Genomic DNA, 23,181 nt, shown 5'->3' on the forward strand with positions numbered 1-23,181 from the left:
CGTCCCTGATCACCAGGGCACCTGAGGACCGAGGGGACTGAGGACGTATCGCGACGAACGACCCGGCCGCCGAGGAGCCGACCGAGGCCGCGGCTCCCGTCTGCCCACGCCACCCCGACCGCGTGGCCTACGTGCGCTGTCAGCGCTGCGGTCGCCCGGCCTGCCCCGAGTGCCAGCGCCCGGCCGCCGTCGGTGTGCAGTGCGTGGACTGCGTCCGCGAGGCGCGGCGCACCGCGCCCCGCGCACGGACCGTGTTCGGTGGCGAGGCACGCGAGACGACGGCGGGTGGGCGGCCTGTCGTCACGTTCACCATCATCGGGATCTGTGTCGCCAGCTGGGTGCTGCAGCTCGCGACAGGTGGGCGCTGGACGGAGCTGCTGTGGTTCTGGCCGTGGGGCGGGGTCGTCGAGCCGTGGCGCTTCCTGACGGCCTCGTTCCTGCACTCGACGTCGCCGCTGCACATCCTGTTCAACATGTACGCCCTGTGGATAACCGGCCAGTTCCTCGAGCCGCTGCTCGGGCGGCTCCGGTTCACGGTGCTCTGCCTGCTCGCGGCCGTCGGTGGACAGGTCGCCGTGCTGCTGCTCGCCGGCGACCCGCTCACGTCCACCGCCTGGATCACGCCTGTGGTCGGTGCGTCCGGCATGGTGTTCGGCCTGTTCGGGGCGATGCTGCCGGTGCTGCGCCGGCTCGGGCGGAGCCTGGGCCAGGTGCTGGTGCTGCTGGCGATCAACGGTGCGATCGGGTTCTTCGTACCGAGGATCTCGTGGGAGGCGCACCTGGGCGGACTGGTCACGGGGGCGCTCGTGGCCGCGGCGTACGCGTACGCCCCGCGGGAGCGCAGGGCGCTCGTCGCCTGGCTCGTCCCGGCCGTCGGCATCGTGGTCCTGGTGGGCCTGGCCGTCTGGCGCTACACGACCGCCGGGGTCCTGGGGATGTAGCGACATCCTCTTTTCCCCAGCTTTACCCACAGCTGTGGATAAATGGGGATACAGCTCCGCGGCCGCCTCGACGCGGCCGCGGAGCCGCTACTTCCAGCGGGTCGTGAGGCCGAAGCCCACGATGATCAGGCCGAAGCCGACCGCCAGGTTCCACTGGCCGATCTGCGGGATCGGCAGACCGAGGTCCGCGCTCGTGAGGTAGAACGTCACGATCCAGGCGAGGCCCAGGATCATGAGGCCGAGCATCACGGGGGCCAACCAGCGCGGGTTGACCGCCTCGCCGGGCAGCGCGACCTTGGCCTCGGACTTCTCCGCCCGGGGCGCGGCCTTCTTCTTGTTGCGGGACTTCGACTCGGGCACGAGACGCGCTCCTGTCCTGGGTGATGGCCCCGCCGGGTGTGCCGGGCCGACGTCTGCTTTCTCGTGGACTAGCGTAGTGGTCCACAGGCCTTGTGCGTGACCGGACGTGTCCGCGGGTTTGACGATCGTTGCAGGAGGGGCGCGTGACCGGAGCCGAACCGACGCCCGCGCCGTCGGTGCGCGGTGCGCGGCACTTCTTCCGCGCGTCCTTGACAGCGGGCTGGCGGTCGTGGGTCAGCGTGGGTGGCGTCGCCGTCCTGGCGGGCCTCATGTTCAGCGCGAGCGCGCGCCTGTCCGACGGCGGGGGTGCGAGCTCCCGCGATCCGCAGGACCTCGCCCAGCTGGTCGACGTCGAGACGGCGCGCGTCGCCGACCTGACGGAACGCACGAGCGAGCTCGACCGCGAGATCGAGGTCCTGTCCGCGCACGCGGGCACGGCGGTGCCGACCCCGCCCGCCGAGCAGGCACGGCGCGAGGGCGTGCTCTCCGGATCCCGGCCGGTGAGCGGTCCCGGCCTCACCGTGACGCTCGACGACGCGCCGTCCACGGCCGTCGGCGCCGGCCCGGGCGGCGTCGAGCCGCAGCCCGACGACCTGGTGGTGCACCAGCAGGACCTCCAGCACGTGATCAACGCGCTGTGGAGCGGTGGCGCCGAGGCCATGACGCTCCAGGGCGAGCGGGTCACGTCGACGTCGGCGTTCCGGTGCTCCGGGAACATCCTCCTGCTCCATGGAAAGGTCTTTTCACCCCCCTACGAGGTGACGGCCGTCGGGGACCCGGCGAAGATGGAGGCGTCGCTCGACCGGTCCGAGGGTGTGCAGACGTACCTGGAGTACGTCGACTGGGTGCACCTGGGCTGGGACGTGCGACGCAGCGAGCACCTGGACCTTCCCGCGCACGACGGCGGCGGCGGTCTGCAGTACGCGACGGTTCCCGAGGGTACGGAGGTCTTTGGATGACCCACGCGCAGGCCGGCCACAACGTGCCCCTGCCCCAGGAGGTGTTCCCCATCGCCTACCAGCGGGGGCCGTCCGGGATGGGACCACGGAACGCCCGCAGGCCACAGGGTTCGTCGGCGCCCATGCGTCCCGTCGCGTGGCTGATCGGCGTGCTGGGCGAGCTGCTGGTGACGGCAGGCATCGTGCTCGGGCTCTTCGTGGTCTGGCAGCTGTGGTGGACCGACGTCGAGGGCGCGCGGGCACAGAACGCGATCATCGCCGAGATGGACTGGGAGAGCGCCCCCTCCGGTCCGGAGACCGTCACCGAGCACCGCGACGCGCCGCCGGTTCCGGAGGAACCCAGCGAGGGCACCCTGTTCGCGCAGATGTACGTCCCCCGGTTCGGCGAGGACTACGTCAAGCCGGTCGCCGAGGGCACCGAGAAGGCCACGGTGCTCGACACCATCGGCATCGGCCACTACGTCGGCACGGCGATGCCGGGCGACCTCGGCAACTTCGCCCTCGCCGCGCACCGCACCACGTACGGCAAGCCGTTCAACAAGATCGCCGACCTCCAGACGGACGACGCCATCGTGGTCCGCACCGAGGACACCTGGTACGTCTACAAGGTGACCGAGTCCAAGATCGTCTACCCGCAGAACGTCGAGGTGATCGCGCCGGTGCCCGGCGTGACCTCCGACCAGGAGATGCCCGAGCTGACCCAGCGGTTCATCACGCTGACCTCCTGCCACCCGATGTTCTCCGCGACCGAGCGGTACATCGTGCACGGCGAGCTCGACTACTGGGCGCCGGTGGGCGAGGGTATGCCGAAGGAGCTGGTGAGCTGATGTACGCGCTGCTGTGGCGGGCCATCCCCGGCCCGGGCTGGTTCAAGCTCCTCGTCTGCCTCGTGCTCGTGTTCGGCCTCGTCGCCGTGTGCTTCACCACGTTCTTCCCGTGGCTCAGCGAGTACATGCCGTTCAACGACACGACGGTCGGCGCGTAGCATGCCTGCATGACGCGCATCCTCGTCGTCGACAACTACGACTCGTTCGTGTGGACGATCGTCGGCTACCTCGACCAGATCGGCGCGCGGACCGTGGTGGTCCGCAACGACGCCGTACCCGAGCCGGACCCCGAGGGCCGCTTCTGGTACGACGACGGCGCCGGCACCCGGATGCCCTACGACGGCGTCCTGGTGTCCCCCGGACCCGGCACGCCCGCCGAGGCCGGGGCCTCCGAGGACGTCATTCGTGCCTGCGCGCGGTCCCGCACGCCGATGCTCGGCGTCTGCCTGGGACACCAGGCGCTCGCCGAGGTGTACGGCGGTACGGTGACGCACGCGCCCGAGCTCATGCACGGCAAGACCAGCCTCGTGGAGCACCGGGGCGAGGGTGTGCTCGCCGGCCTGCCGGCGCCGTTCACCGCCACCCGCTACCACTCGCTGGCCGTCACGCCCGAGAGCGTGCCGGCCGAGCTGACGGTGACCTGCGCGACCGCCTCGGGCATCGTGATGGGCCTGCAGCACCGGGAGCTGCCGCTGCACGGCGTCCAGTTCCACCCCGAGTCGGTGCTCACCGAGGGCGGGCACCGGCTGCTGGCCAACTGGCTCGAGGTGTGCGGCCTGGACGGGGCCGTCGAGCGGGCGAAGGGAATGGCGCCGCTGGTCACCTCGTGACCCGCGACGCCATCTCAGACGTACGCAGCGCGGGCCGGGCGATCCCGGCCCGCGCTGTCGTGTGCTACGGGAAGACGCCCTCGCCGTCGCCCTCGCCCTCGCCCTCGCCGCCTTCGGGACCGGAGGACATCACGAGCGCGATCCGGGCGCCGACCTCGACGGTCGATCCGGGAGCCGGGTTGGAGTTGATGACCGTGCCGGCCGGGAAGGAGGCGGACGGCTCCTCCGACGCCTGCTCACAGGTGACCTGGGCACCGGTGCACAGCACGTACGCCTCTTCCAGCGTCTTGCCGTACAGGTCGGACGGCACCGTGGTCTCCTGCTTCGCCGGTTCCTTCGCGATGAAGACCGTCACGGTGGTGCCCTGCGGCACGTCGCCCGCGCCGGGGTCGGTGCTGGCGATCGTGCCCGGCGGGACCTCGTCGGTCTCCACCTCGTCCCACTGGATCGTGCCCAGGCCGAGGTTCGCGAGCTGCGGCTCGGCGCCCTCGCGGGACTGTCCGACGACGTTCGGGAGCGTGGTGTTGCCGGTCGAGAGGTACAGGACGACGTCGGATCCCTCCTGCACCGTCTGACCGCTGCCCGGCTCCGTCTTGGTGACCATGCCCTTCGGGACGTCCGGGCTGTTCTCGGTCTGGTTCTCGCCGATCGCGAGGTTGAGCTCCTCCAGGGCCGCCCGCGCCTCGTCCTCGCTCTTGCCCTCCAGGTCCGGCAGCGTGACCTGGCCCGGAGCGCCCGCGACGAACACGGTGACGGTCGAGCTCGGCTCGACCTCCTCCCCGGCAGCCGGATCGGTCGTGCCGGTGGTCACGCCCTCGGTGAGGTCGGAGTCCTTGTCGATGGCCTGCTGGAACGTCAGCCCGGCGGCCTCGATCTGCGCCCGCGCCTCGTCGGCGCTGATGCCCTCCTGGATGGTGGGCACGGGCACGGTCTCCGGCGCCCTCTCCTGCCCGTTGACGATCATGGCGATGACGATGGCCGCGACCGCCGCGAGGGCGATCCCGAGCAGCCACCACATCAGTGCCCGGCTCTTCTTCTCGGGCGGGCGCTGGTCGGCGCGCGTGGGCTGGCCGGGGTAGCCGCCGCCCGGCGTGACCGGGCTCTGCTGCGCCGTCGCCGGGCCCCAGCCGGGCTGGGTCGGCGACATGACCTGCGTGGCGCCGTACGCGGGCTGACCCGCGACCTGCGTGGCGCCCATCATGGCGCCCGCGCCGACCATCGGCGCGCTGACCTGGCCGCCGCGCATCGCGGCCTCCAGGTCGCGCCGGAACTCGGCGGCCGTGCTGTACCGCTGGTCGCGGTCCTTGGTCAGGGCCTTGAGGGTGATGCGGTCCAGCACGTCGGGCACGTCGGTGGCGACCTCGGACGGCCGCTGCGGCTCCTGGCCCACGTGCTGGTACGCGACGGCCACCGGCGAGTCGCCCTGGAACGGCGGACGCCCGGTGAGCAGCTCGAACAGCATGCAGCCCGTCGAGTACAGGTCGGAGCGGGTGTCCACCTGCTCGCCGCGCGCCTGCTCCGGGGAGAGGTACTGGGCGGTGCCGATGACGGCGTGCGTCTGCGTCATCGTCGCGGCAGAGTCGGCCATGGCGCGGGCGATGCCGAAGTCCATCACCTTGACCGCGCCGGTGGGCGTGATCATCACGTTCGCGGGCTTGATGTCGCGGTGCACGATGCCGGCGTGGTGGGAGTACTCCAGCGCGCTCAGCACGCCGACCGTGATCTCGACGGCCTCCTCGATCGGCACCGCGGCGCCGTCGGTCAGGATGTCGCGGACCGTGTGCCCCTCGACGTACTCCATGACGATGAACGGGACGTGCACGTCCTCGCCGGCGGCGTTCTGGTGCACGTCCTCGCCCGTGTCGTAGACGGCGACGACGGCGGGGTGGTTCAGGGCGGCGGCGGACTGCGCCTCGCGCCGGAAGCGGGTCAGGAAGGACGGGTCGCGGGCGAGGTCGGAACGCAGCACCTTGATCGCGACCGTGCGACCCAGGCGGGTGTCGTGGCCGATGTGCACCTCGGCCATACCGCCGCGGCCGACCAGCTCACCGACCTCGTAGCGGCCGGCGAGTACGCGGGGCGTGTTCTCCACCACTCATACGTCCTTTGATGTCATGGCCGCCTGCCCCGGGGCATACGGCTCGTTGAGGAGCATCATCCCAGAAGTGGCGGGTGTGGCCGCTGCCGGGGAATTCAGCGTTTCGGCATAGATTTCGGAGGAACCCCACGGCTCCTTCAGAGCGCTGTCGTCTCCGCCCCCGGTGACGAGCGTGATGATGAGGACCACGAGCAGCAGCGCGACGAGCGCGACGAGCGGCCAGGACACGCGGACACCGAACCGGTCCTCGAGCCCGCCCACCCAGCGTTGGATGTCGGACGACAGACTTCGCCCTTTCCCAGGGTGCCCTCCCGAGCGGCCTTGCTGGGGGACCCGCCGTCCGTCCTGGCGTGTCGAGTGCAGGTCGCGGCGGGACGGGTAGGCCCGGGCGCCGTTCGCCCCGCCCGCCGTCGGCGGCGGGACGTAGCCCGCGCCGCGCGCCTGCCCGTAGGCGTCGGCGCCGTGCGCGCCCGACGTCGTGCCGTACCCGGCGGAGTCCGTCCCGTACCCGGCGGAGTCGGTGCCGTAGCCGGCCGAGTCCGTCCCGTACCCGGCAGAGGTCGGGCTGAACGGGTTCGCGCCGGGGCTGCCCGGCGCGGGCGAGTGCGGCCGCCCGTAGGCGTCCGTCCCGTAGGTGCCGGAGGTCGTGCCGAACCCCGCGGAGTCGGCGAAGCCGTTCGCGCCGCCGCTGCCGTACCCGCCCGCGGGCGTCCCGGAGCCGTAGCCCCCGGACGGCGTGCCGCGCTGCGGGCCGGGGGGCGCCGACTGCGCGTTGGCCACCGTGGTGTGGCGGCCGCCGCCGAACGGGGTCTGCCGACGAGCGTGCGACGGACCGGGCTGGACCGCGCCGTTGCGGCCGTTGCCCGAGCGCGTCGCCGCCTGCCCGTCGCGGCTCTCGCGGCGCGACCGGCGCGCGTAGCGCGAGCTGCCGAAGGGGTCCTCCGCGATCTCCGCGGCGAGCATGTCGAGGTGGCGTGCGAGCTGGTCCGCGGACGAGATGCGCTGCGCCGGGTCCTTCTCCAGCATCTTGGTGATGGTCTCGGCCAGGCCCGGGTGCACCGACGTCGGCAGCAGCGGGACCGGCGCGTTGACGTGCGCGATCGCGATGTCGACCGGCGTCCGGCCCGTGAACGGGCGGCGTCCGGCCGTGGCCTCGTAGGCGACCACGCCGAGCGCGTAGATGTCGGAGGCCCCCGTGGCGGACTGGCCCACGGCCTGCTCGGGCGAGAGGTACTGGGCCGTGCCCATGACCATGCCCGTCGCGGTCATGGGCACCTGGTTCTGCGCCACCGAGACGCCGAAGTCGGTGATCTTCACCGTGCCGGAGTGCTCCAGCAGGATGTTGCCGGGCTTGACGTCCCGGTGGACCACGCCGGCCAGGTGGGCGGCGTGCAGTCCGCGGGCCGTCTGGGCCAGGATCGGCAGCAGCCGTGCCGGCTGCAGCACCGGCTCCCGCTCGAGCAGGTCGGCCAGGGGCTCGCCCAGCACCAGCTCCATGACGAGGTAGCCGGCGCCCCGCTCCTCGCCGTAGTCGAACATCTGCGCGATGTTGGGGTGGACGAGGGTCGACGAGTTCCGGGCCTCCGTGCGCAGGCGACGGAGGAAGTCCTCGTTGCCCGTGTACTCCTCGCGGAGCACCTTCACGGCGATCTCGCGCGCGAGCTTCTCGTCGCGCGCGACCCAGACCTCGCCCATGCCGCCCATGGCGATGCGCCGCACCAGCGTGTAGCGCTCACCGAGCGTCAGACCCTCGACCGGTCTCATTGGCCGACCGCCGCCTTGAAGATCTGTCCGGCGATCGGGGCGGCGAGGGAGCCGGCCGAGGACTCGAGGGTCGACTCGCCCTCGTTCTCCAGCACGATCGCGATCGCCACCTGCGGGTCGTCGGCCGGGGCGAACCCGGTGAACCACAGCGTGGGCGACCGCGGGTCGTCCTGGGCGGTACCCGTCTTGCCGGCGACCTGGACGCCGGACACCTGCGCCGCGGTACCCGAGCCGTTGTTGACCACCGCGAGCATCATGTCGGTGAGCGCGTCGGCCGTGGACGACGAGAACGGGCTCTTGTAGCGGCTCGGCTTGGTCTGGCTCACCAGCTCGAGGTCGCTGTCCCGCACGCTCTGGATGAGGTACGGCTTCATGAGGTCGCCGTCGTTCGCCACGGCGGCCGAGATCATGGCGACCTGGAGCGGCGTCATGCGGACGCTGCCCTGGCCGATGCCGGACAGCGCGATGCGGGCGTCGGAGTCGTCGTCGCCCTCGCCGCCGATGAGGCCCGGGTAGGCACCGATCGACGTCGTCATCGGGACCTCGAGCGACTCGGTGAAGCCGAAGTCCTCGAACATCCGCTGCATGCCGTCCCGCCCCACGTCGGTGGCGACCTTGAGGTAGGCGGTGTTGCAGGAGTCCTGGAGCGCCTCCAGCAGCGTCATCCGCTCGGTCGGCGAGCACGGGAAGCCACCGAAGTTGCCCACAGACGTCGAGGTGCCCGGAAGGGTGTAGGAGTTCGGGGCGTCGATCTGGGTGGTCGGCGTGAGGCCGTTGTACTCGATCGCCGCGGCCGAGGTCAGCACCTTGAACGTGGACCCGGGCGGGAACGTCGCGTTGATCGTGCGGTTGATGGTCGGCCCGTAGACGCTCCGCCGCTCCTCGCCCTCGACACTGCCGACCACCGGCTTCTCGTTGATCAGCCGTTCCGAGGTCGCCGTGGCCTCCTCGGCGTCGTGGACCGCGAGCGTGTTCGGGTCGTAGGACGGCTTGGAGACCATCGCGAGGATCGCCCCGGTCTTCGGGTCGAGCACGACGGCGGCACCGTTGCGGTCGCCCAGGGCGTCCCAGGCCGCCTGCTGGATCTTGGGGTCGATGGTGAGCTCCACCGAGGAGCCCTGCGCCTCCTCACCCGTGATGAGGTTCTGCAGGCGGTCCAGCCACAGCGAGTCGTCCTCGCCCGCCAGGTAGCTGTTGGCGTACCGCTCCATCCCGGTGACGGTGCCGTTGACCGAGAAGTAGCCGGTCACCGGCGCGTACAGGGACGCGGGTCCGGCGTCGCCGCCGGAGTAGGTGCGCTGGTACTTGAAGTTGTCGTCCACCGGTTCGGAGGTCACGATCGCCTCGCCGCCCTTGATCACGATCGGGCCGCGGTCGCGGGCGAGGGCGCTGTAGATGCCGCGGACGTTGCGCGGGTGGTCGTTCAGCTCGCCCGCCGCGACGAACTGGATCCACGTGGTCGAGATCATGAGGGTCAGGAACATGACCATCACGACGGCCGACAGGCGGCGCAGGGTCGCGTTCACCGGTCCACCCCCCGGACGATCTGGGTCGCGTCGTCGGGCGTACCGCTGCGGCCGGCACCGGCCTCGGTCTCGGCCTGCACCGGCGTGCCGCCGCCGACCTCGATGGCGCCGCCACCGACGACGGCCGGCACCGGGTCGGCCAGGGCGCCGCGGGTCGGCAGGGCGGACGGCCGCCGGGCGGCGTCGGAGATACGCAGCATGAGGGCGATGACGATCCAGTTCGCGAGCAGGGACGACCCACCCTGCGCCATGAACGGCAGGGTCAGGCCGGTGAGCGGGATGACCCGGGTGATGCCGCCGACGACGACGAAGAGCTGCAGCGCCATCACGAACGCGAGACCGCCGGCGAGCAGCTTGCCGAAGCCGTCGCGCACGCCGATCGCGTGGCGCAGGCCGCGCTGGATGATCACCAGGTAGACCAGCAGGATCGCGAGCAGGCCCGTGAGCCCGAGCTCCTCGCCGATGGCCGCGTAGATGAAGTCGGAGAACGCGAACGGCACGTACTGCGGGTACCCCTCGCCCCAGCCGGCACCGAACATGCCGCCGTACGCCATCGCGAACAGACCCTGCACGAGCTGGAAGGACGGTCCGTTGATGAGGTCGGGGTTGAGCGCGTCGAGCCAGATGTTCACCCGGAGCTGCACGTGGCTGAAGATCGACCACGCGACCACGGCCCCGGCCGCGAACATCACGAGGCCGATGGCGATCCAGCCCACGCGGTCCGTGGCGAGGTAGAGCATGCCGACGAACAGGCCGAAGAACAGGAGCGAGGTGCCGAGGTCCTTCTCGCCGATGAGGACCGCGAGCGACACGGCCCAGACGATCAGGATCGGGCCGAGGTCGCGCAGGCGCGGGAGCTGCAGCCCGAGGAACTTCTTGCCCGCCAGGGCGAGCGTGTCGCGGTTGGCGACCAGGTAGCCCGCGAAGAACACGGCGAACGCGATCTTCGCGAACTCGGCCGGCTGCAGCGAGAACGGTCCGATGTAGATCCAGATCTTCGCGCCGTTGATCTCCCTGCCCAGGCCGGGGATCAGCGGCAGGATCACCAGCACGATGCCGACGACCATCGCCGTGTAGGTGAGGCGGCGCAGGCTGCGGTGGTCGCGGATGACGACGATGACGATGCAGGCCAGGACGATCCCGATCGCCGACCACATGATGTGGCGCGGCGCGTTGGCACCCTGGAGGGAGGGGTAGGGCACGATGTCCTGGCGCAGGACCGTCGCCATGCTGACGCTGTTGAGCAGCACCACGGCCGGGAGGATCACCTGGTCGGCGTACGGCGCGCGCAGCCGCAGCACGATGTGCGCGGTGAAGGCGAGCGCGGCGAGCACGATGGTGTAGGTCCAGAACCCCTCGGGCAGGCCGCCCTCCAGGGAGTGGCCCACCATCCACATGCCGCCCATGCCGAGCGCGAGCGCGACGACCAGCAGGATCGCCTCGGCGATGCGGGTCGGGGCGCCTTCCTCGGGTCGGAGGGCGGTCATCCGTTCGCCCCCTGCGTGGAGTCCTTCTGGGTCTTCGTCTCGTTGCCGGCCCGGTCGCTCGACGTGGGCGTCGGGGTCGGCGTGGGCGTGGACGTCGGGGTGGGGGTCGAGGAGGGGCTCGCCGACGGCGTGGGGTCGGTCTCGGCAGCGGCGTCGGCGATGAGGCGGTCCGCGCGCCCGCGGGCGTCCTCCAGCGAGGTGGCACGGATGGTCTCGTGCACGCGGGAGGCCACGAAGTCGGGCAGCTCGTCGACCCGGGTGCCGGTGAGCTCGACCGGGGTCGAGAAGGTCAGCGGACCGGCCGTGGCGGGGATGCCGCGGAAGACGGCGACCTGCCCGTCCGACTCGCCCACGTAGTACTGGGTCTGCGTCCAGCGGTAGCCGCCCCAGCCCGCCAGCCCCAGGCCGACGATCAGCAGGAGCACACCGGCCACGGTCAGCCAGGCACGCTTCTTCGGCGTCGCCTCCGTGTCGGTCTCGTCGTCCTCGTCGTCGTCCGGCTGGACGTCGGGCCGGTACTGCTCGTCCTCGGAGCCGCTCGCGATCACGGCCTGCTCGAGGGTGTCGGCGAGGCCGTCCTGGACCACGGCCTCGGACAGCACGCTGACGGCGCCCGGCGCCGCGGCCTGCTCGCCCGTGGGGGCGGGGGCGCGGACGAAGCCGGTCACGGTGTCGCCGTCGACCCCGGAGCCGGACGCGGGCAGGTTGGTGGGGGCCTGCGGGTCGTTGCCCGCGGCGGTGACCCCGGCGAGAGCGGCCGAGCCGACGATCTCGGGGACCACGGTGGCGACGGTGCCGGCGGCCGCGGCCTCGTCCAGGACGTCGGCGACCACGACGGTGATGTTGTCGGTGCTGCCCGCGCGCATGGACATCGAGATGAGCCGCTCGACGGCGTCCTGCGGGGTGGCCACCGCGGCGAGCACCTCGGCGATCTCGTCCTCGGGGACGAACCCGGACAGGCCGTCGGAGCACAGCATCCAGCGGTCGCCGGGCACGGCCTCGCGGATGGAGAGGTCGGGCGTCAGGTCGAGGTCGAAGTCGCCGAGCACCCGCATGACGACGTTGCGCTGCGGGTGTGTCTCCGCCTCGTCCGGCGTGATGCGGCCCGTGTCGACCAGGTGCTGCACGAAGGTGTGATCCACCGTGACCTGGGCCAGGACGCCGTCGCGCAGGAGGTAGGCGCGCGAGTCGCCCAGGTGGGCCATGGCCAGGGTGTTGCCGGACTTGAGCAGCGCGGTCACCGTGGTGCCCATGCCCGCCAGGTCCGGGTCTGCCGTGGTGGCGTCGACGAGGTCCTGCCGGGCGCGGTCGATCGTGCGCTCCAGCTCGGACATCGACTGGTCGGAGCTGTGGTCGGGCCGGTCCAGGCCCACCAGCGCGGCGATGGTCAGCGCGGACGCGACGTCGCCACCGGCGTGCCCGCCCATGCCGTCGGCCACGACGAGGAGGTTGGGCCCCGCGTAGGCGGAGTCCTGGTTGTTGGAGCGGACGAGGCCGACGTCGGAACGCGCGGCATACCGCAAGGTCACGGTCACGTGGTGGTCATCCCTGGAGCTCGACGACGGACTGTCCGATCTGCACGCCCACACCCGGGGCGAGCGGGACGATGCCCTGGACCCGCTCCTCGCCGATGTACGTGCCGTTCGTGGAACCGAGGTCCTCCACGAACCACTGACCGCCCTGGGGGAAGATCCGCGCGTGCCGCGACGACGAGTAGTCGTCGTCGAGCACGAGGGTGCAGCTGGGCGCCCGCCCGATCAGCACGCCCGACGAGGTGAGCGGGATGGTGGTGCCCGTGAGCGGGCCGGCCACCACGACGAGCCGCGACGGCCCGCCGCGCTGGGGTGCGCGGGGGGCTCCACCGCCGGGGGTCGGCGTCGGGGCCGGCCCCGCCGGCTCGGGCCGGCGCCGCCGGGTGCTCGCGGTGCGTGGCCCTGCGAGGTCGCGCCGCAGCACGGCCACGGCCGAGAGCACGAACACCCACAGCAGCACCAGGTAGCCCAGCCGGAGCAGGGTGAACGTCAGCTCGCTCATGTCGGGTCAGTCACCAGTCCTCGTTGTCCGCACCGGACGCGCTGCCGGTCCAGAACATGATCCGGGTACGGCCGATGGTCATCGTGTTGCCGTCGAGCAGCGTCGCGGCCGGGACCTGGTGGCCCTCCACGTACAGCCCGTTCGTGGAGCCCATGTCGGTCGCGACGACGCCGTCCGGCGTCACGCGGATCTCGAGGTGGCGCCGGGACACGCCCGGGTCGTCCACGACGATGTCCGCCTCGGCGTCGCGCCCGATGACGGTCACGGGACCCGTCAGCAGGTACCGCTGTCCGTCGATGTCGATCAGCGGGTGCCGGCCGGTCGGCGCGCCGGAGGTCGCCGGGGCGACGCTCCCCTGCACGCTGCGCGACCGCACGGTGAAGCGGCCGGGCACCAGCTCGTACTGCTCGTCGAACGTCACGCTCACGGGGCCGACGAACGCGTAGTGCTGCGTCGCGGCGTACGCCGTGATGTTGGACGCGAGCTCGTCGGCGAGGGTCTGTGCACCCCACGCCTCGATCTGCGCGAAGTCGTCAGGGGCCAGCTCGATGGTGAACTCGTTCGGTGCGACGGTACGGTCGCGTCCGACGACCGCGGCACGGTCGTCCAGCTCACGCCGCAGCCTGCTCGCCAGTTCGACAGGCTTCACCTCGCCACGTCCCACCTTGGCGAACGCGTTGTTCATCATGCGCTCCACGCTCTTCTCGAAGCGGTCCAGGGCGCCCATGCCACCTCCTTCCAGGGTCTGCGCCGGGCAGACTACCTAGATCGTATAGACCGGTAGGTGCTCGCAGACTCCAATACTGTGGATGTCCTGCGGATCTTCTCCGATCTTCCCTCAGGTGGCGCGATGAGGAGAGGCGTGGGCGGATCCGCACGCTACTAGACCTGCGGCAGCACGTGAACCACCTCACGGCTATTGGATTCGGAAGTGGGGTCTGAGCCGTGCTAGCCTCCTCATCAGCAGCGCGCGAGTGGCGGAATAGGCAGACGCGCACGGTTCAGGTCCGTGTGCCCGAAAGGGCGTGGGGGTTCAACTCCCCCCTCGCGCACGTTGCACGAAGGCCCCGGCTCACAGAGTCGGGGCCTTCGTCATGTCCGGGGCGCGGCGGCGACGTCAGCAGCGCACCACCTCCAGCCGTCCCGGGCGGTCCGCCCCGGCGGCCGCGCCCGGCGGGAACACCCCGCCCGCGCCCGGCGTCACCGACCCCAGCACGCTCACGTGCCGTGCGCCCGTCGCCCCCGGCAGCACGCCCGGCAAGCCGTGCCACGTGTGCCAGCCCAGCACGGCGAACGCCAGCGCCTCTTTGGCTTGGCTGGGCACACCCAGCTCGTCCGAGGTCCGGACCGCCACCCCGGGCAGCTCCTCCCGCAGCGCCGCCATGAGCACGGGGTTGCGCGTGCCGCCGCCCGACGCGACGACCTCCGTGACGCCGTCCCGGATCGCGTCGGCCACCGTGCGGGCGGTCAGCGCGACCAGCGTGGCGAGCAGGTCCTCGGCCGACGGCGGCGTCGGCCCCAGCCGGTCGAGCACGTAGCCGAGGTGGAACAGCTCCTTGCCGGTCGACTTCGGCGCCGGCCGGGCGTAGTACGGGTCGTCGAGCAGCCGCGCCAGCAGCTCGGGCGCCACCCGGCCGCGGGCGGCGAGCGCGCCGTCGGCGTCGAAGGTGAGGCGGTCACCGGTGACGTGCCGGGTGGCGGCGTCGAGCAGCGCGCACGCGGGGCCCGTGTCGAACGCGAGCGCTCCCCCGTCCCCCGTCGGTACCGTCACGTTCGCGATGCCGCCCAGGTTCAGGGCGACGGCGGCACCGGGCCGTCCCGCGAGCCACAGCGCGTCGAACAGACCGACCAGGGGCGCACCCTGCCCGCCGGCGGCGACGTCGCGGGTGCGTAGGCCGGAGACGACGGGCAGCCCCGTCGCCTCGGCGATCCACGCCGCCTCGCCGATCTGCAGGGTGCCACGCACGGCGCCGTCGTCGACCCAGTGGTAGACGGTCTGCCCGTGGGAGACCACCAGGTCGGCGCGGCCGTCGCACAGCTCGGCCACGGCGCGCCGCGCGACGTCCGCGAACGCCTGCCCGATCCCCGTGTCGAGGCGGCACACCTGCTCGATCGTGGTGCGCGCCGGGGGCAGAGCGGCCACCAGCTCGGACCGCAGCGCCGCCGGGTACGGCACGGAGACGTGACCACGCGGGGTGAGCAGGAGGGTCCCGCCGTCGAGCCGGAGATCGCAGGCCGCGGCGTCGACGGCGTCGTGCGAGGTGCCCGACATGAGGCCCACCACGCACAGCGAATCCGGTCCCTTCGCAGGTGAGACGCGGGATCTACGCCACGGTTGCACCATCAGATCGACTCCTCCGGTCGGGTTTACGTCACTGTTAGCCCGTTGCTCCTACTTTGCGCCACAATCTCCCCCATGCTTGACGTCTCGATCGCCCCAGCTCCGGCGCCGGACGCGCCGTTCGAGGATCACATCGAATGGGCGCGCAACGCTCCCGCGACCCCGTCGACCCCCGCGGCGCTGTTCACCGGTGGTCTCGACGAGACCCCCGTCGACGACCGTCTCACGGTCGACACCCCCGGCTGGGACTACCCCGCCCTCGCCCAGGAGCTCGTGCGGCGCTCCCGAGGCGCGGTGCTGGACATCGGCACCGGCAACGGTGACTTCTTCGCGGGCCTCGGCCCGCTGCCCACCGGCTCGGCCGCCACGGAGACCGGCCCGGCCTTCCTCACGGCGCGCCGCCGGCTGGAGCCCCTCGGCGTGGACGTGCGCCGCGCCGAGCCCTCCTGGACGGGCGACGTGCTGCTCCCCTTCTTCGACGGCCGGTACAGCGTGGTGCTCAGCCGGTTCAGCACCATCGACGCCGCCGAGGTGGGCCGCGTGCTCGAGCCCGGCGGCACGTTCCTCACCGAACAGGTCGACACCCGCGACGGCATCGTCCTCAACAAGGCGCTCGGCGTGCCGCTCGGGTGGGACCCGGACGCCGTCACCGTCGACGTCGTCTCCGACGGGCTCGTCGCCGCCGGCCTGGAGATCGTCGAGGCCACGGAGCACGTGGGCACGCGCACGTTCACGGACCTGTCGTCCGTGCTCTGGTACCTGCGCACGGCGGCCTGGCAGGTGCCCGGGCTCGCCGAGCTCACCCCGGCCGCGATTGCCCGGCACGAGGCCGGGCTGCGCGCGCTGCACATGCACTTCGCCACGGGCAACGTGCTCGTCGACGAGGCGCCACGCATCCTCGTCACGGCACGCCGGCCCTTCTGAGCAGACCCGTCACCGCCTCCGCCAGCGCCGCCGGGGGCACGTCCGTCCCGTGGCCCGGAAGGGTCACCCGGAGTGCCTCCGGCAGCGCGGCGGCGAGCGAGTCCGCCGCCGCCGTCACGGCCGCGGCGCTCGCGGTGCCGTCCACCACGAGCACGGACTGCGTGATCTGCTCCCAGCGGCACATGAGGGCCCGGTGGCCCAGCGCGACGCCGGCGAGCACCCGGCCGTCATAGGCGATGGTCGGCGCGATCGCCTCCAGGTCCGCCCACGACGGCGACGCCCGCATGCGTGGGACCAGCCCGCACGGCATGCCCATCACGTCGAGGAAGACCTCGACGGCGCTGCCCGGGTCGCCGGCCTCCAGGCACGCCTCCACGCCGGCGATCATCCGCGGGTCCACGGGCGGCTCCCCGCTCGCCACGTCGTAGGTGGGTTCGTAGCAGAGCACCGCGGTGACGGCGGCCCCGAGGTCGGCCGCCGCGCGCAGCGCGAGGAACACGCCCGTGGAGATGCCCACCAGCGCGGCCGGACCCGTCACCTCCAGCAGCGCGGCGATGTCGTCGACCTCGCGGTCCACGCTGTACGGGGGCGTGTCCCCGCTCGCGCCCCGGCCCCGCCGGTCGTAGCGCAGCGTGGTGACCCTCCGGTCCAGCTCGGCCGCCACGGCCCGCGTCACGGCCAGCCGGTGGGCGAGCACGCCGTCGACCACCACGACCGCCGGCGCCAGGCCGGGTACGGGCCCGGTCAGGTCGTAGGCGATCCGGGTGCCGTCGGCCGACGTCGTGAAGGCGTCGGCGGTGAGGGTCGTCATGGAGGGGCAGACGGCGCGGCGGGCCCAAAGTCGTCGCTCCATCTCGCGGTGCCCTCGTTTCGCCGCGAGAAAAAACTCTGTGCGCGGGGCTCCGGGAAGCGTAGGTTCGTGGGCACATGAGAAGGGAGGTGATCCGAGTAGTGAATTCACATCGGACCCATGAGGTGGTCGCGCGCTAGTCGCGTGACGCGCAAGCGTTTCGCGCCGACACCGGACCGGGGGCTCAGCACGGGGCCTTCCTGACCGGCAGAGGCGCAACGGGACATGGTGGCGAGATCCTCGCGACCACCGGAGCCCGCGGGTGCCGTGCCCTCGTCCAGCACGGCTGACGACAGTCGCCCCGCGGGCTTTCCCGTGCCCGGAGGCGGCCCGGGCCGGAAGGCGACCAGCTGGTCCGGTCTCGGGGAGAATGCCCGGGTGACCGCCTATCGCGTGATGACCGTCTGCACGGGAAACATCTGCCGCTCCCCCATGGCCGAGATCGTGCTACGGGACCGCTTCGAGGCCGCGGGCCTCGGCGACGCCGTCGTGCTGGACTCCTCCGGCGTGAGCGACGAGGAGCACGGCAACCCCGTGGACCCGCGGGCCCGCGCGGTCCTGGCCGAGCACGGCTACCCCGCGGGTGACGGGCACCGCGCCCGGCAGGTGACGGCCGCCGACGCCGGCGCGCGCGACCTGCTGCTCGCCATGACCACGCGCCACGCGCGCGCCCTGCGCGCCCTGGCACCGGACGCGGACGTGCGGATGTACCGGTCGTTCGACCCCGCTGCGGCGGGCCTGCCCGACGACCGGCTCGACATCGCCGACCCCTGGTACGGCGGCCCGGAGGACTTCGAGGAGTGCCTCGCCCAGGTCGAGGCGGCGGCGGACGGCGTCGTGGCCTTCGTGCGCGGCCGGCTGGGCGTGCCGTCGGAGGCCTGAGCCGAGGTCGGCTTTCACCCCGGCACGCGCGGCCGGGCGACCGCGGGCCGACTACCGTGAGGGGATGACGCCCGCGTCTCCCGACCGGCTCGTCGTCCTCACCGGGGCCGACGGCCGCCTCGGTTCCAGGCTCGCCTTCCGCATCGCCGCGGCGGGTGGTCGGCAGCGCCTGCTGGTCACCGGACGGGGCCAGGTCCCCCGCCTGCCCGACGGGGCCCCGCTGCCGGAGACCGAGGTCGTCGCCCTCCCGTCCGAGCTGTCGTTCGACAGCTCGCCCGAGACCGCGTCGCGGGTGCTGACGGGTGTGTTCGAGGGCGCGCACGCCGTGTTCCTCGTACCCGGTCAGGCGGGCCGGCGCCGGGTCGCGCGGCACCGCGCCGCCGTCGACGCCGCGGTGCTCGCCGGGGTGCCGCACGTGGTCTACGTGTCGTCCGTGGGCGCGGCGCCGGACGCCGTCGCCACGGTGGCCCGCGACGACTGGCTCACGGAGGAGTACCTGCGCGGCACCGACCTGCGCTGGACGCTGCTGCGGACCTCGATGTTCCACCGCACCCTGACGTTCGCGGTGCACGACGAGTCGTACGGCTCGGCGCCCGGCACCGTGCTCCGCGCCCCCGCGGGCGACGGCCGGGTCGCCTCCGTCTCGCACGACGACGTGGCCGACGTGGCCACCGCCGTCCTGCTCGACGAGGACCCCCGGCGGCACGACGGGCGGACGTACCACCTCACCGGGCCGGAGTCACTGAGCCTCGACGAGGTCGCCGAGACGCTCTCGGCTGCCGTGGGGCGCACCATCCGGTACGTGCCGCAGACCGCGGAGCAGGCGCGGGCCCTCTTCTCCCGGTCCACCACGGGCGAGGTCGAGGACTGGATCACGCAGTGCCAGGCCGTCGAGGCGGGGGTGCTGGCGGGCGTGAGCCCCGACGTCGGGCAGCTGGCGGGCCGGCCCGCCCGGTCCCTCGCCGACTGGCTCGACGACTACCCGGCGGAGTGGGCGCACCTGCGGTTACCGTCGGTCAGATGACGAGCCACTCCCCGGACCCCGACCCTGCTCCCGACCCTGACAGCAGGACGGCGGCCGAGGCGGGACCCGCGGTCGGTCAGGACTGGGAGCCCGACGTGCTGCCGGGGTTCGAGCGCCGCACCCTCCCCCTGACCGCCGACGAGGACGAGGCGGAGGTGGTGGCGACCCTCGTGCGGCGGTTCCGGCCCGCCGTCCCCGAGGCGACGGAGCCGCGCCGCGGTCACCCCGTGGGTGCCGGCAACCCGCAGGTCGCGCGCCTGTGGGAGGAGCTCGCCGAGCTCGGCCGGCGGCTGCGCCTGCCCGGCACCGTGCGTCACCCCGAGGCCACCGGGCAGCCGGAGGCGGCCGAGCCGGTGCCCGACGCCGGCGTCGACCTCCTGTACGTGCACGGCTGGCTCGACTACTTCTTCCAGGTGCACCTCGCGGAGTTCTGGGAGTCGCTCGGCGTGCGGTTCCACGCTCTCGACCTGCGGCGGTACGGGCGCAGCCTGCGCCCGGACCAGACGCCGGGCTACGTGCGCAGCCTGACCACCTACGACGAGGACATCGAGGCGGCGCTCGACGTCATGGGACACGGCCGGGCCGACCGGCCGGAGCGCAGGCTGGTGCTCATGGGCCACTCGACGGGCGGCCTGACGGTCAGCCTGTGGACGGCCCGCAACCAGGAGCGGGTCGCGGGGCTCGTGCTCAACTCCCCCTGGCTCGAGTTCCAGCCGCGCGAGACGGTGCGCAAGCTCATGGAGCCCGGCATCCGGGTCCAGTCGGCGCTCGTGCCCCGCAGCCAGCTCGTCAACCTGGACCGCGGCCTGTACGCCCGGTCGATCTCGGCCCGGTTCGACGGGGAGTGGGACTACGACGTGGCCTGGCGCCCCGACGCCGGGTGGCGCGCCACGCCCGCCTGGCTCGCCGCGATCTTCCGCGGGCAGGACCAGGTGGCCCGCGGGCTCGGCCTCGACATCCCTGTGCTGGTGCTGCTCAGCGCCCGGAGCACCATCCCGACGCGGTGGAGCGAGGACATGCGGAGCACCGACTCCGTGCTCGACGTGGTCGGCATCGCCCGCCGGGTGCCCGACGTCGGCTCGCTGGTGACGCTGGTGCGCATCGCGGGCGGCCTGCACGACGTGACCCTGTCCGCGGCGCCCGTACGGGAACAGGTGTGGCGCCAGACGCGGCGCTGGTTCGACGGCTACGTGCGCGGCTGACGGCGACCGGGCGGCCGTGCCCCTGGCGGGTGGCGGGTGCCGGTGCGATCCTGGAACGGAGGTGCCCGCACCGACGCCGGGCACGAGGGGCGATGCGCCATGACAACGCACCAGGAGACCCATCACCGCGCCCGCCGGCACGGTCCGTATCTCGTGCGCGGCGAGCTGCTCGTCGGCATCGTGGCGGCCGTCCTCGGCATGCTGATCTCGCAGGGCGCCGCCGAGGGTGTGACCATCACGGGCTGCCTCGCGATGGCCGCGGGTGCCGTGTCCGGCCGGTTCGGCGCCCGCTGGGGCCGGATGGCGGTCGCGGCGGGGCTCGGCTTCGTGGCGGGCTCCGTGCCCTACTGGCTCGCCACGGCCGTGGTCATCGTGACGACGTACGGGTTCTGAGCCCGGTCCCGGGCCTCACCAGAACTTCCACCAGGGCCGTCCGCCCGGCGCCCGGCGGGGCGGTGCCGCCGGGGTGGCCGACGACGCCCGGCGCGCCGCCCGCCGTTCCGCCCACCTCCTGACCTCCGCGTCGACGTCGCGCGTGGGCGTGACGACCGGAGGCCCGCCCTGGAGCTGGCGGCGCGCGTCGATCACCCGGGCGTTGAAGTCCTCGACGATCTCGCGGACGCGCCCCTCCATGGCCTCGAGGTCGAGCCTGCCCTCCAGCTCGGCGGAGTCCTTCCGGAGCTGTGCCGACGGCAGCACGCCGGTGATGTTCTCGCGCTCGATGAGGCCCTTGACCCACCAGTCGGGGTCGTAGGTGCCGGACAGGCCGGGGATCGGCTTGCCGTGCAGCGGCAGGTTGTCGAACTCGCCGCGCCGCATCGCCTGGTCGACCACGACGTCGACGTAGCGCGCCCGCTCCTCGGTGGTCATGCTGCCAGGGCGCTGAGCCTCCTCCGAGGCGTCGTCGGTGGTCGCCGACCCGGCACCCTCGCTCGCCTCTCGCTCCGCGACCGTCTCCCGGTCCACGCGGTACTGCGCGGCCCGGCGGAGGGGGTCGTTGTCGGCTTCGTCGCGCGGTCCCGGCGCCATACATCCATGTTACAACTTTCACAAGCACCGGTGAAGGGCGGCCGGGCGCGATGATGACGCCATGCACCGCGCCGCGAACGTCCACCGCGAGGCAACCTCGGCGCTCGTCCGCCCGTGGTGGGCGGTATGAACACGGAGACAGCCGAGCAGCCCGTCGTCGACCCGGCGCGCGCCCGGGTGCTGGTGGCACCCGACCGCGACGCGGAGTTCGTGGACTTCGTGGCGTCCGCGGGGCCGTACCTGCACCGCACGGCCTACCTGCTGACGGGTGACCCGCACCAGGCCGAGGAGCTGGTCCAGGCCACCTTCGAGCGCACCTACCGCGCGTGGGCCCGGGCGCGCACCGGAGAGCCCCGTGCCTACGCGCGCCGCATCCTGATGAACCTCCGGATCGACGGCTGGCGCAAGGACCGGCGCTCCGGCGTCACGGACGACGGCGTCGTGCCGCTCACCCCCGTGCCCGACCACGCCGAGGGCGTCGCCGTCCGCGACGAGCTCGGCCGGGCCCTGCGCGCGCTCCCGCCCGGTCAGCGCAGGGTCGTGGTCATGCGCCACCTGCTCGACCTGCCCGAGGCACAGGTCGCCGAGGAGCTCGGCATCTCGGTGGGCACGGTGAAGTCCACCAACGCCCGTGGCCTGGCCCGGCTGCGCTCGCTGCTGAGCGCGTCCGCCGTCGACGCCGTTCCCGCGTACCGCGCCGACGCGCACGACGTGCTGCTCACGGCCCGCGCCGCCGTCCGCCGTCGGCGCGTGGCACGGGGCGCCGTCGCCGGCGTGCTCGCCGTGGTGCTCGGCCTGCTGCTCGTCGGCCCGGTCCACGTCCCCGGCGTCGGGCCGGTGGTACTCCCGGGCAGCGAGTGGCTGCGCCACGTGCTCGGGATCGACGGGAGGCACGGCCTGTCGGACCTGCCGTTCCCCGAGCCGGCCGACGACGCGGTGTGCGGCGGGCCCCTGGACCCGGCTGCGCGTGCCGTGCCGGTCGACGACGTGTCGGCGAGCTGGGGCGACATCACGATCACCACGGTGGTGCGCGTCACGGACGCGCACGTGGTCGCACCCTGCGCCGACGTGGCTGTCGACCACGTCGTGCGGACCGGCGACCGGGTGGTCGCCGACGCCGCGACGCTGGGCGCGCGCGGAAGTGTCGTCGGCTGGTCCGACTCCTTCAGGCTGTTCGACGGCGACCGGCTCACCGGGCCGCTCACGCTGCGCGCCCTCGCGCCCGACGGGGGCCGCCTGCGGACCGCCGACGTCGCCACCACCCGCCAGGTCGCCGGGCGCTGGCCCCAGGCGTTCGGCCTCGTGCGGCAGGGCGACCGCGCCGCCTGGTTCGCGACGCCGAACACCCAGGTCACCGGGACGCTCCCGTGGGCGCTCCGGACGCTGGACGACGACGGGAGCGTCGTCACGGTGAGCGACTCCACGACCCTCGTCTCGGCGGAGGCCGGGGAGCCGGCGCTCTCGGACGACGCGGTCTGGTGGACCACGACCTCGTCCGTCGCCGGCCCGGTGTGTGGCGGTGTCCTGCACGTCGCGATGCGCCCGGACCTCACGACACCGCACCCCGACCAGGCGAGGCGCGTCTGCGCGATCGGTTCGTCCCCCGACGGTGTGGTGGTCGCGAGCGCGGCGGGCGAGGGCCCGGCATCCGGACAGGGTGAAGGCACGGTCTTCCTGCTCCTCGCCGGGCCTGCGATGGACGATGCGCGCCCCCTGCTCAGCGTGGACAGCGGACTGCTCGACCTCCAGCCCGTGACCGCCGTCGGCTACGACGCCGGGCGGCTGGCCTTCGCCTCAGGCGGTCTCCTCTACGTGGTCGACGTCGAGGAGGGCACCGGCTACCAGGTGCGCGGCGTGGGCGAGGTGGACGCGATCGACGTGTCCGCGGGGACGGTCGCCTGGTCGTCACCCGGCGGGCCCGCACGCGTCCTCACCGGCGAGGACGACGCACTCAGCCTGTTCACCCTGCCGGGCGACATGGTCACGGTGGGGGTGGACGGCGACCGCGTCGCCTGGACCGCGCTCGACGACGCGGGCGGTTCCTTGACGGTCGGCCGCCTGCGCTGGTGACCCCGGCACGGCCCGCACACACGGCACGTGGGC

The 23,181-nt window shown here is 73.0% G+C and carries 22 protein-coding genes and 1 tRNA gene; 12 read left to right on the plus strand and 11 right to left on the minus strand.

What is annotated here, in order from left to right:
- Nucleotides 1–47 precede the first annotated feature (47 nt).
- Nucleotides 48–941 carry a rhomboid family intramembrane serine protease gene (locus APR03_RS13050; RefSeq protein ID WP_253836352.1) on the plus strand — a complete coding sequence of 298 codons (894 nt, stop codon included), beginning with the start codon at nt 48–50 and terminating at the stop codon, nt 939–941.
- Between the two features lie 87 nt (nt 942–1,028).
- Here APR03_RS13050 and APR03_RS13055 read toward each other — a convergent pair whose 3' ends face one another.
- Entirely contained in the window at nt 1,029–1,301 is a 273-nt protein-coding gene (locus tag APR03_RS13055) for a cell division protein CrgA (RefSeq protein WP_253836222.1), read from the minus strand.
- A 143-nt stretch (nt 1,302–1,444) separates the two neighbouring features.
- On the opposite strand from APR03_RS13055, the gene APR03_RS13060 reads away from it, so the two are divergent.
- The 4 genes from APR03_RS13060 to APR03_RS13075 are packed head-to-tail and all read left to right on the plus strand — an operon-like array spanning nt 1,445 to nt 3,917.
- A complete protein-coding gene (locus tag APR03_RS13060; RefSeq protein ID WP_253836224.1) occupies nt 1,445–2,260 on the plus strand; it encodes a DUF881 domain-containing protein in 816 nt (271 codons plus the stop codon).
- Nucleotides 2,257–3,087, plus strand: coding sequence for a class E sortase (locus APR03_RS13065; RefSeq protein WP_253836225.1), 831 nt, complete (start codon nt 2,257–2,259; stop codon nt 3,085–3,087). The genes APR03_RS13060 and APR03_RS13065 overlap by 4 nt, the downstream gene beginning before the upstream one ends.
- Entirely contained in the window at nt 3,087–3,245 is a 159-nt protein-coding gene (locus tag APR03_RS13070; RefSeq protein ID WP_253836227.1) for a hypothetical protein, read from the plus strand. The genes APR03_RS13065 and APR03_RS13070 overlap by 1 nt, the downstream gene beginning before the upstream one ends.
- 9 nt (nt 3,246–3,254) lie before the next feature.
- Nucleotides 3,255–3,917 carry an aminodeoxychorismate/anthranilate synthase component II gene (locus tag APR03_RS13075; RefSeq protein ID WP_253836229.1) on the plus strand — a complete coding sequence of 221 codons (663 nt, stop codon included), beginning with the start codon at nt 3,255–3,257 and terminating at the stop codon, nt 3,915–3,917.
- Between the two features lie 64 nt (nt 3,918–3,981).
- Here the strand turns inward: APR03_RS13075 and pknB are convergent, their stop codons facing one another.
- From pknB to APR03_RS13110, 7 genes are read right to left on the minus strand one after another with little or no spacing between them, the layout of a single operon-like run.
- Entirely contained in the window at nt 3,982–6,012 is a 2,031-nt protein-coding gene (gene pknB / locus APR03_RS13080; RefSeq protein WP_253836230.1) for a Stk1 family PASTA domain-containing Ser/Thr kinase, read from the minus strand.
- On the minus strand, nt 6,013–7,779 hold the full coding sequence (locus tag APR03_RS13085) for a serine/threonine-protein kinase (RefSeq protein WP_253836232.1): 1,767 nt from the start codon (nt 7,777–7,779) through the stop codon (nt 6,013–6,015).
- Entirely contained in the window at nt 7,776–9,305 is a 1,530-nt protein-coding gene (locus tag APR03_RS13090) for a peptidoglycan D,D-transpeptidase FtsI family protein (protein WP_253836234.1), read from the minus strand. Before APR03_RS13090 ends, APR03_RS13085 begins: the two co-directional genes overlap by 4 nt.
- Nucleotides 9,302–10,792, minus strand: a complete 1,491-nt coding sequence (locus APR03_RS13095; RefSeq protein WP_253836236.1) for an FtsW/RodA/SpoVE family cell cycle protein — start codon at nt 10,790–10,792, stop codon at nt 9,302–9,304. The genes APR03_RS13090 and APR03_RS13095 overlap by 4 nt, the downstream gene beginning before the upstream one ends.
- On the minus strand, nt 10,789–12,327 hold the full coding sequence (locus APR03_RS13100; protein WP_253836238.1) for a PP2C family protein-serine/threonine phosphatase: 1,539 nt from the start codon (nt 12,325–12,327) through the stop codon (nt 10,789–10,791). Before APR03_RS13100 ends, APR03_RS13095 begins: the two co-directional genes overlap by 4 nt.
- Nucleotides 12,328–12,334: 7 nt before the next feature.
- Nucleotides 12,335–12,826 carry an FHA domain-containing protein FhaB/FipA gene (locus APR03_RS13105; protein ID WP_253836240.1) on the minus strand — a complete coding sequence of 164 codons (492 nt, stop codon included), beginning with the start codon at nt 12,824–12,826 and terminating at the stop codon, nt 12,335–12,337.
- Nucleotides 12,827–12,836: 10 nt separating this feature from the next.
- A complete protein-coding gene (locus APR03_RS13110) occupies nt 12,837–13,553 on the minus strand; it encodes an FHA domain-containing protein (protein WP_020017306.1) in 717 nt (238 codons plus the stop codon).
- A 241-nt stretch (nt 13,554–13,794) separates the two neighbouring features.
- Here APR03_RS13110 and APR03_RS13115 point away from each other — a divergent pair.
- Nucleotides 13,795–13,878: transfer RNA gene (locus APR03_RS13115), tRNA-Leu, on the plus strand.
- 65 nt (nt 13,879–13,943) lie between these two features.
- Here the strand turns inward: APR03_RS13115 and APR03_RS13120 are convergent.
- Nucleotides 13,944–15,170: an anhydro-N-acetylmuramic acid kinase gene (locus APR03_RS13120; RefSeq protein ID WP_275977479.1), complete on the minus strand. Its 1,227-nt coding sequence runs from the start codon at nt 15,168–15,170 to the stop codon at nt 13,944–13,946.
- A gap of 72 nt (nt 15,171–15,242) precedes the next feature.
- Between APR03_RS13120 and APR03_RS13125 the strand changes: the two genes are divergently transcribed.
- Nucleotides 15,243–16,091 (plus strand): class I SAM-dependent methyltransferase, encoded by an 849-nt coding sequence (locus APR03_RS13125; protein WP_253836245.1) that lies wholly within the window; start codon nt 15,243–15,245, stop codon nt 16,089–16,091.
- Here APR03_RS13125 and APR03_RS13135 read toward each other — a convergent pair.
- Nucleotides 16,069–16,944, minus strand: a complete 876-nt coding sequence (locus tag APR03_RS13135; protein WP_275977480.1) for an alpha/beta fold hydrolase — start codon at nt 16,942–16,944, stop codon at nt 16,069–16,071. The two genes, APR03_RS13125 and APR03_RS13135, sit on opposite strands and share 23 nt — an antisense overlap.
- Nucleotides 16,945–17,337: 393 nt before the next feature.
- Between APR03_RS13135 and APR03_RS13140 the strand changes: the two genes are divergently transcribed.
- The 4 genes from APR03_RS13140 (at nt 17,338) to APR03_RS13155 (ending at nt 20,442) form a co-directional block, all read left to right on the plus strand.
- The gene (locus APR03_RS13140; protein WP_253836354.1) at nt 17,338–17,823 is read left to right on the plus strand and encodes a low molecular weight protein-tyrosine-phosphatase; all 486 of its coding nucleotides are present in this window, start codon (nt 17,338–17,340) and stop codon (nt 17,821–17,823) included.
- A 64-nt stretch (nt 17,824–17,887) separates the two neighbouring features.
- Nucleotides 17,888–18,847, plus strand: a complete 960-nt coding sequence (locus tag APR03_RS13145) for an NmrA family NAD(P)-binding protein (RefSeq protein WP_253836247.1) — start codon at nt 17,888–17,890, stop codon at nt 18,845–18,847.
- Nucleotides 18,844–20,049 carry an alpha/beta hydrolase gene (locus APR03_RS13150; RefSeq protein WP_253836249.1) on the plus strand — a complete coding sequence of 402 codons (1,206 nt, stop codon included), beginning with the start codon at nt 18,844–18,846 and terminating at the stop codon, nt 20,047–20,049. Before APR03_RS13145 ends, APR03_RS13150 begins: the two co-directional genes overlap by 4 nt.
- A 99-nt stretch (nt 20,050–20,148) precedes the next feature.
- Nucleotides 20,149–20,442: a hypothetical protein gene (locus tag APR03_RS13155; RefSeq protein WP_253836251.1), complete on the plus strand. Its 294-nt coding sequence runs from the start codon at nt 20,149–20,151 to the stop codon at nt 20,440–20,442.
- Between the two features lie 15 nt (nt 20,443–20,457).
- Here APR03_RS13155 and APR03_RS13160 read toward each other — a convergent pair whose 3' ends face one another.
- Complete coding sequence (locus tag APR03_RS13160; RefSeq protein WP_253836253.1) at nt 20,458–21,078, minus strand: DnaJ family domain-containing protein; 621 nt, start codon at nt 21,076–21,078, stop codon at nt 20,458–20,460.
- A 126-nt stretch (nt 21,079–21,204) separates the two neighbouring features.
- Between APR03_RS13160 and APR03_RS13165 the strand changes: the two genes are divergently transcribed.
- Nucleotides 21,205–23,148 (plus strand): SigE family RNA polymerase sigma factor, encoded by a 1,944-nt coding sequence (locus tag APR03_RS13165; RefSeq protein ID WP_253836255.1) that lies wholly within the window; start codon nt 21,205–21,207, stop codon nt 23,146–23,148.
- Nucleotides 23,149–23,181: the final 33 nt, after the last annotated feature.

The sequence above is a fragment of the Promicromonospora thailandica genome, from assembly GCF_024171955.1.
GTDB classification, from domain to species: domain Bacteria; phylum Actinomycetota; class Actinomycetes; order Actinomycetales; family Cellulomonadaceae; genus Promicromonospora; species Promicromonospora thailandica.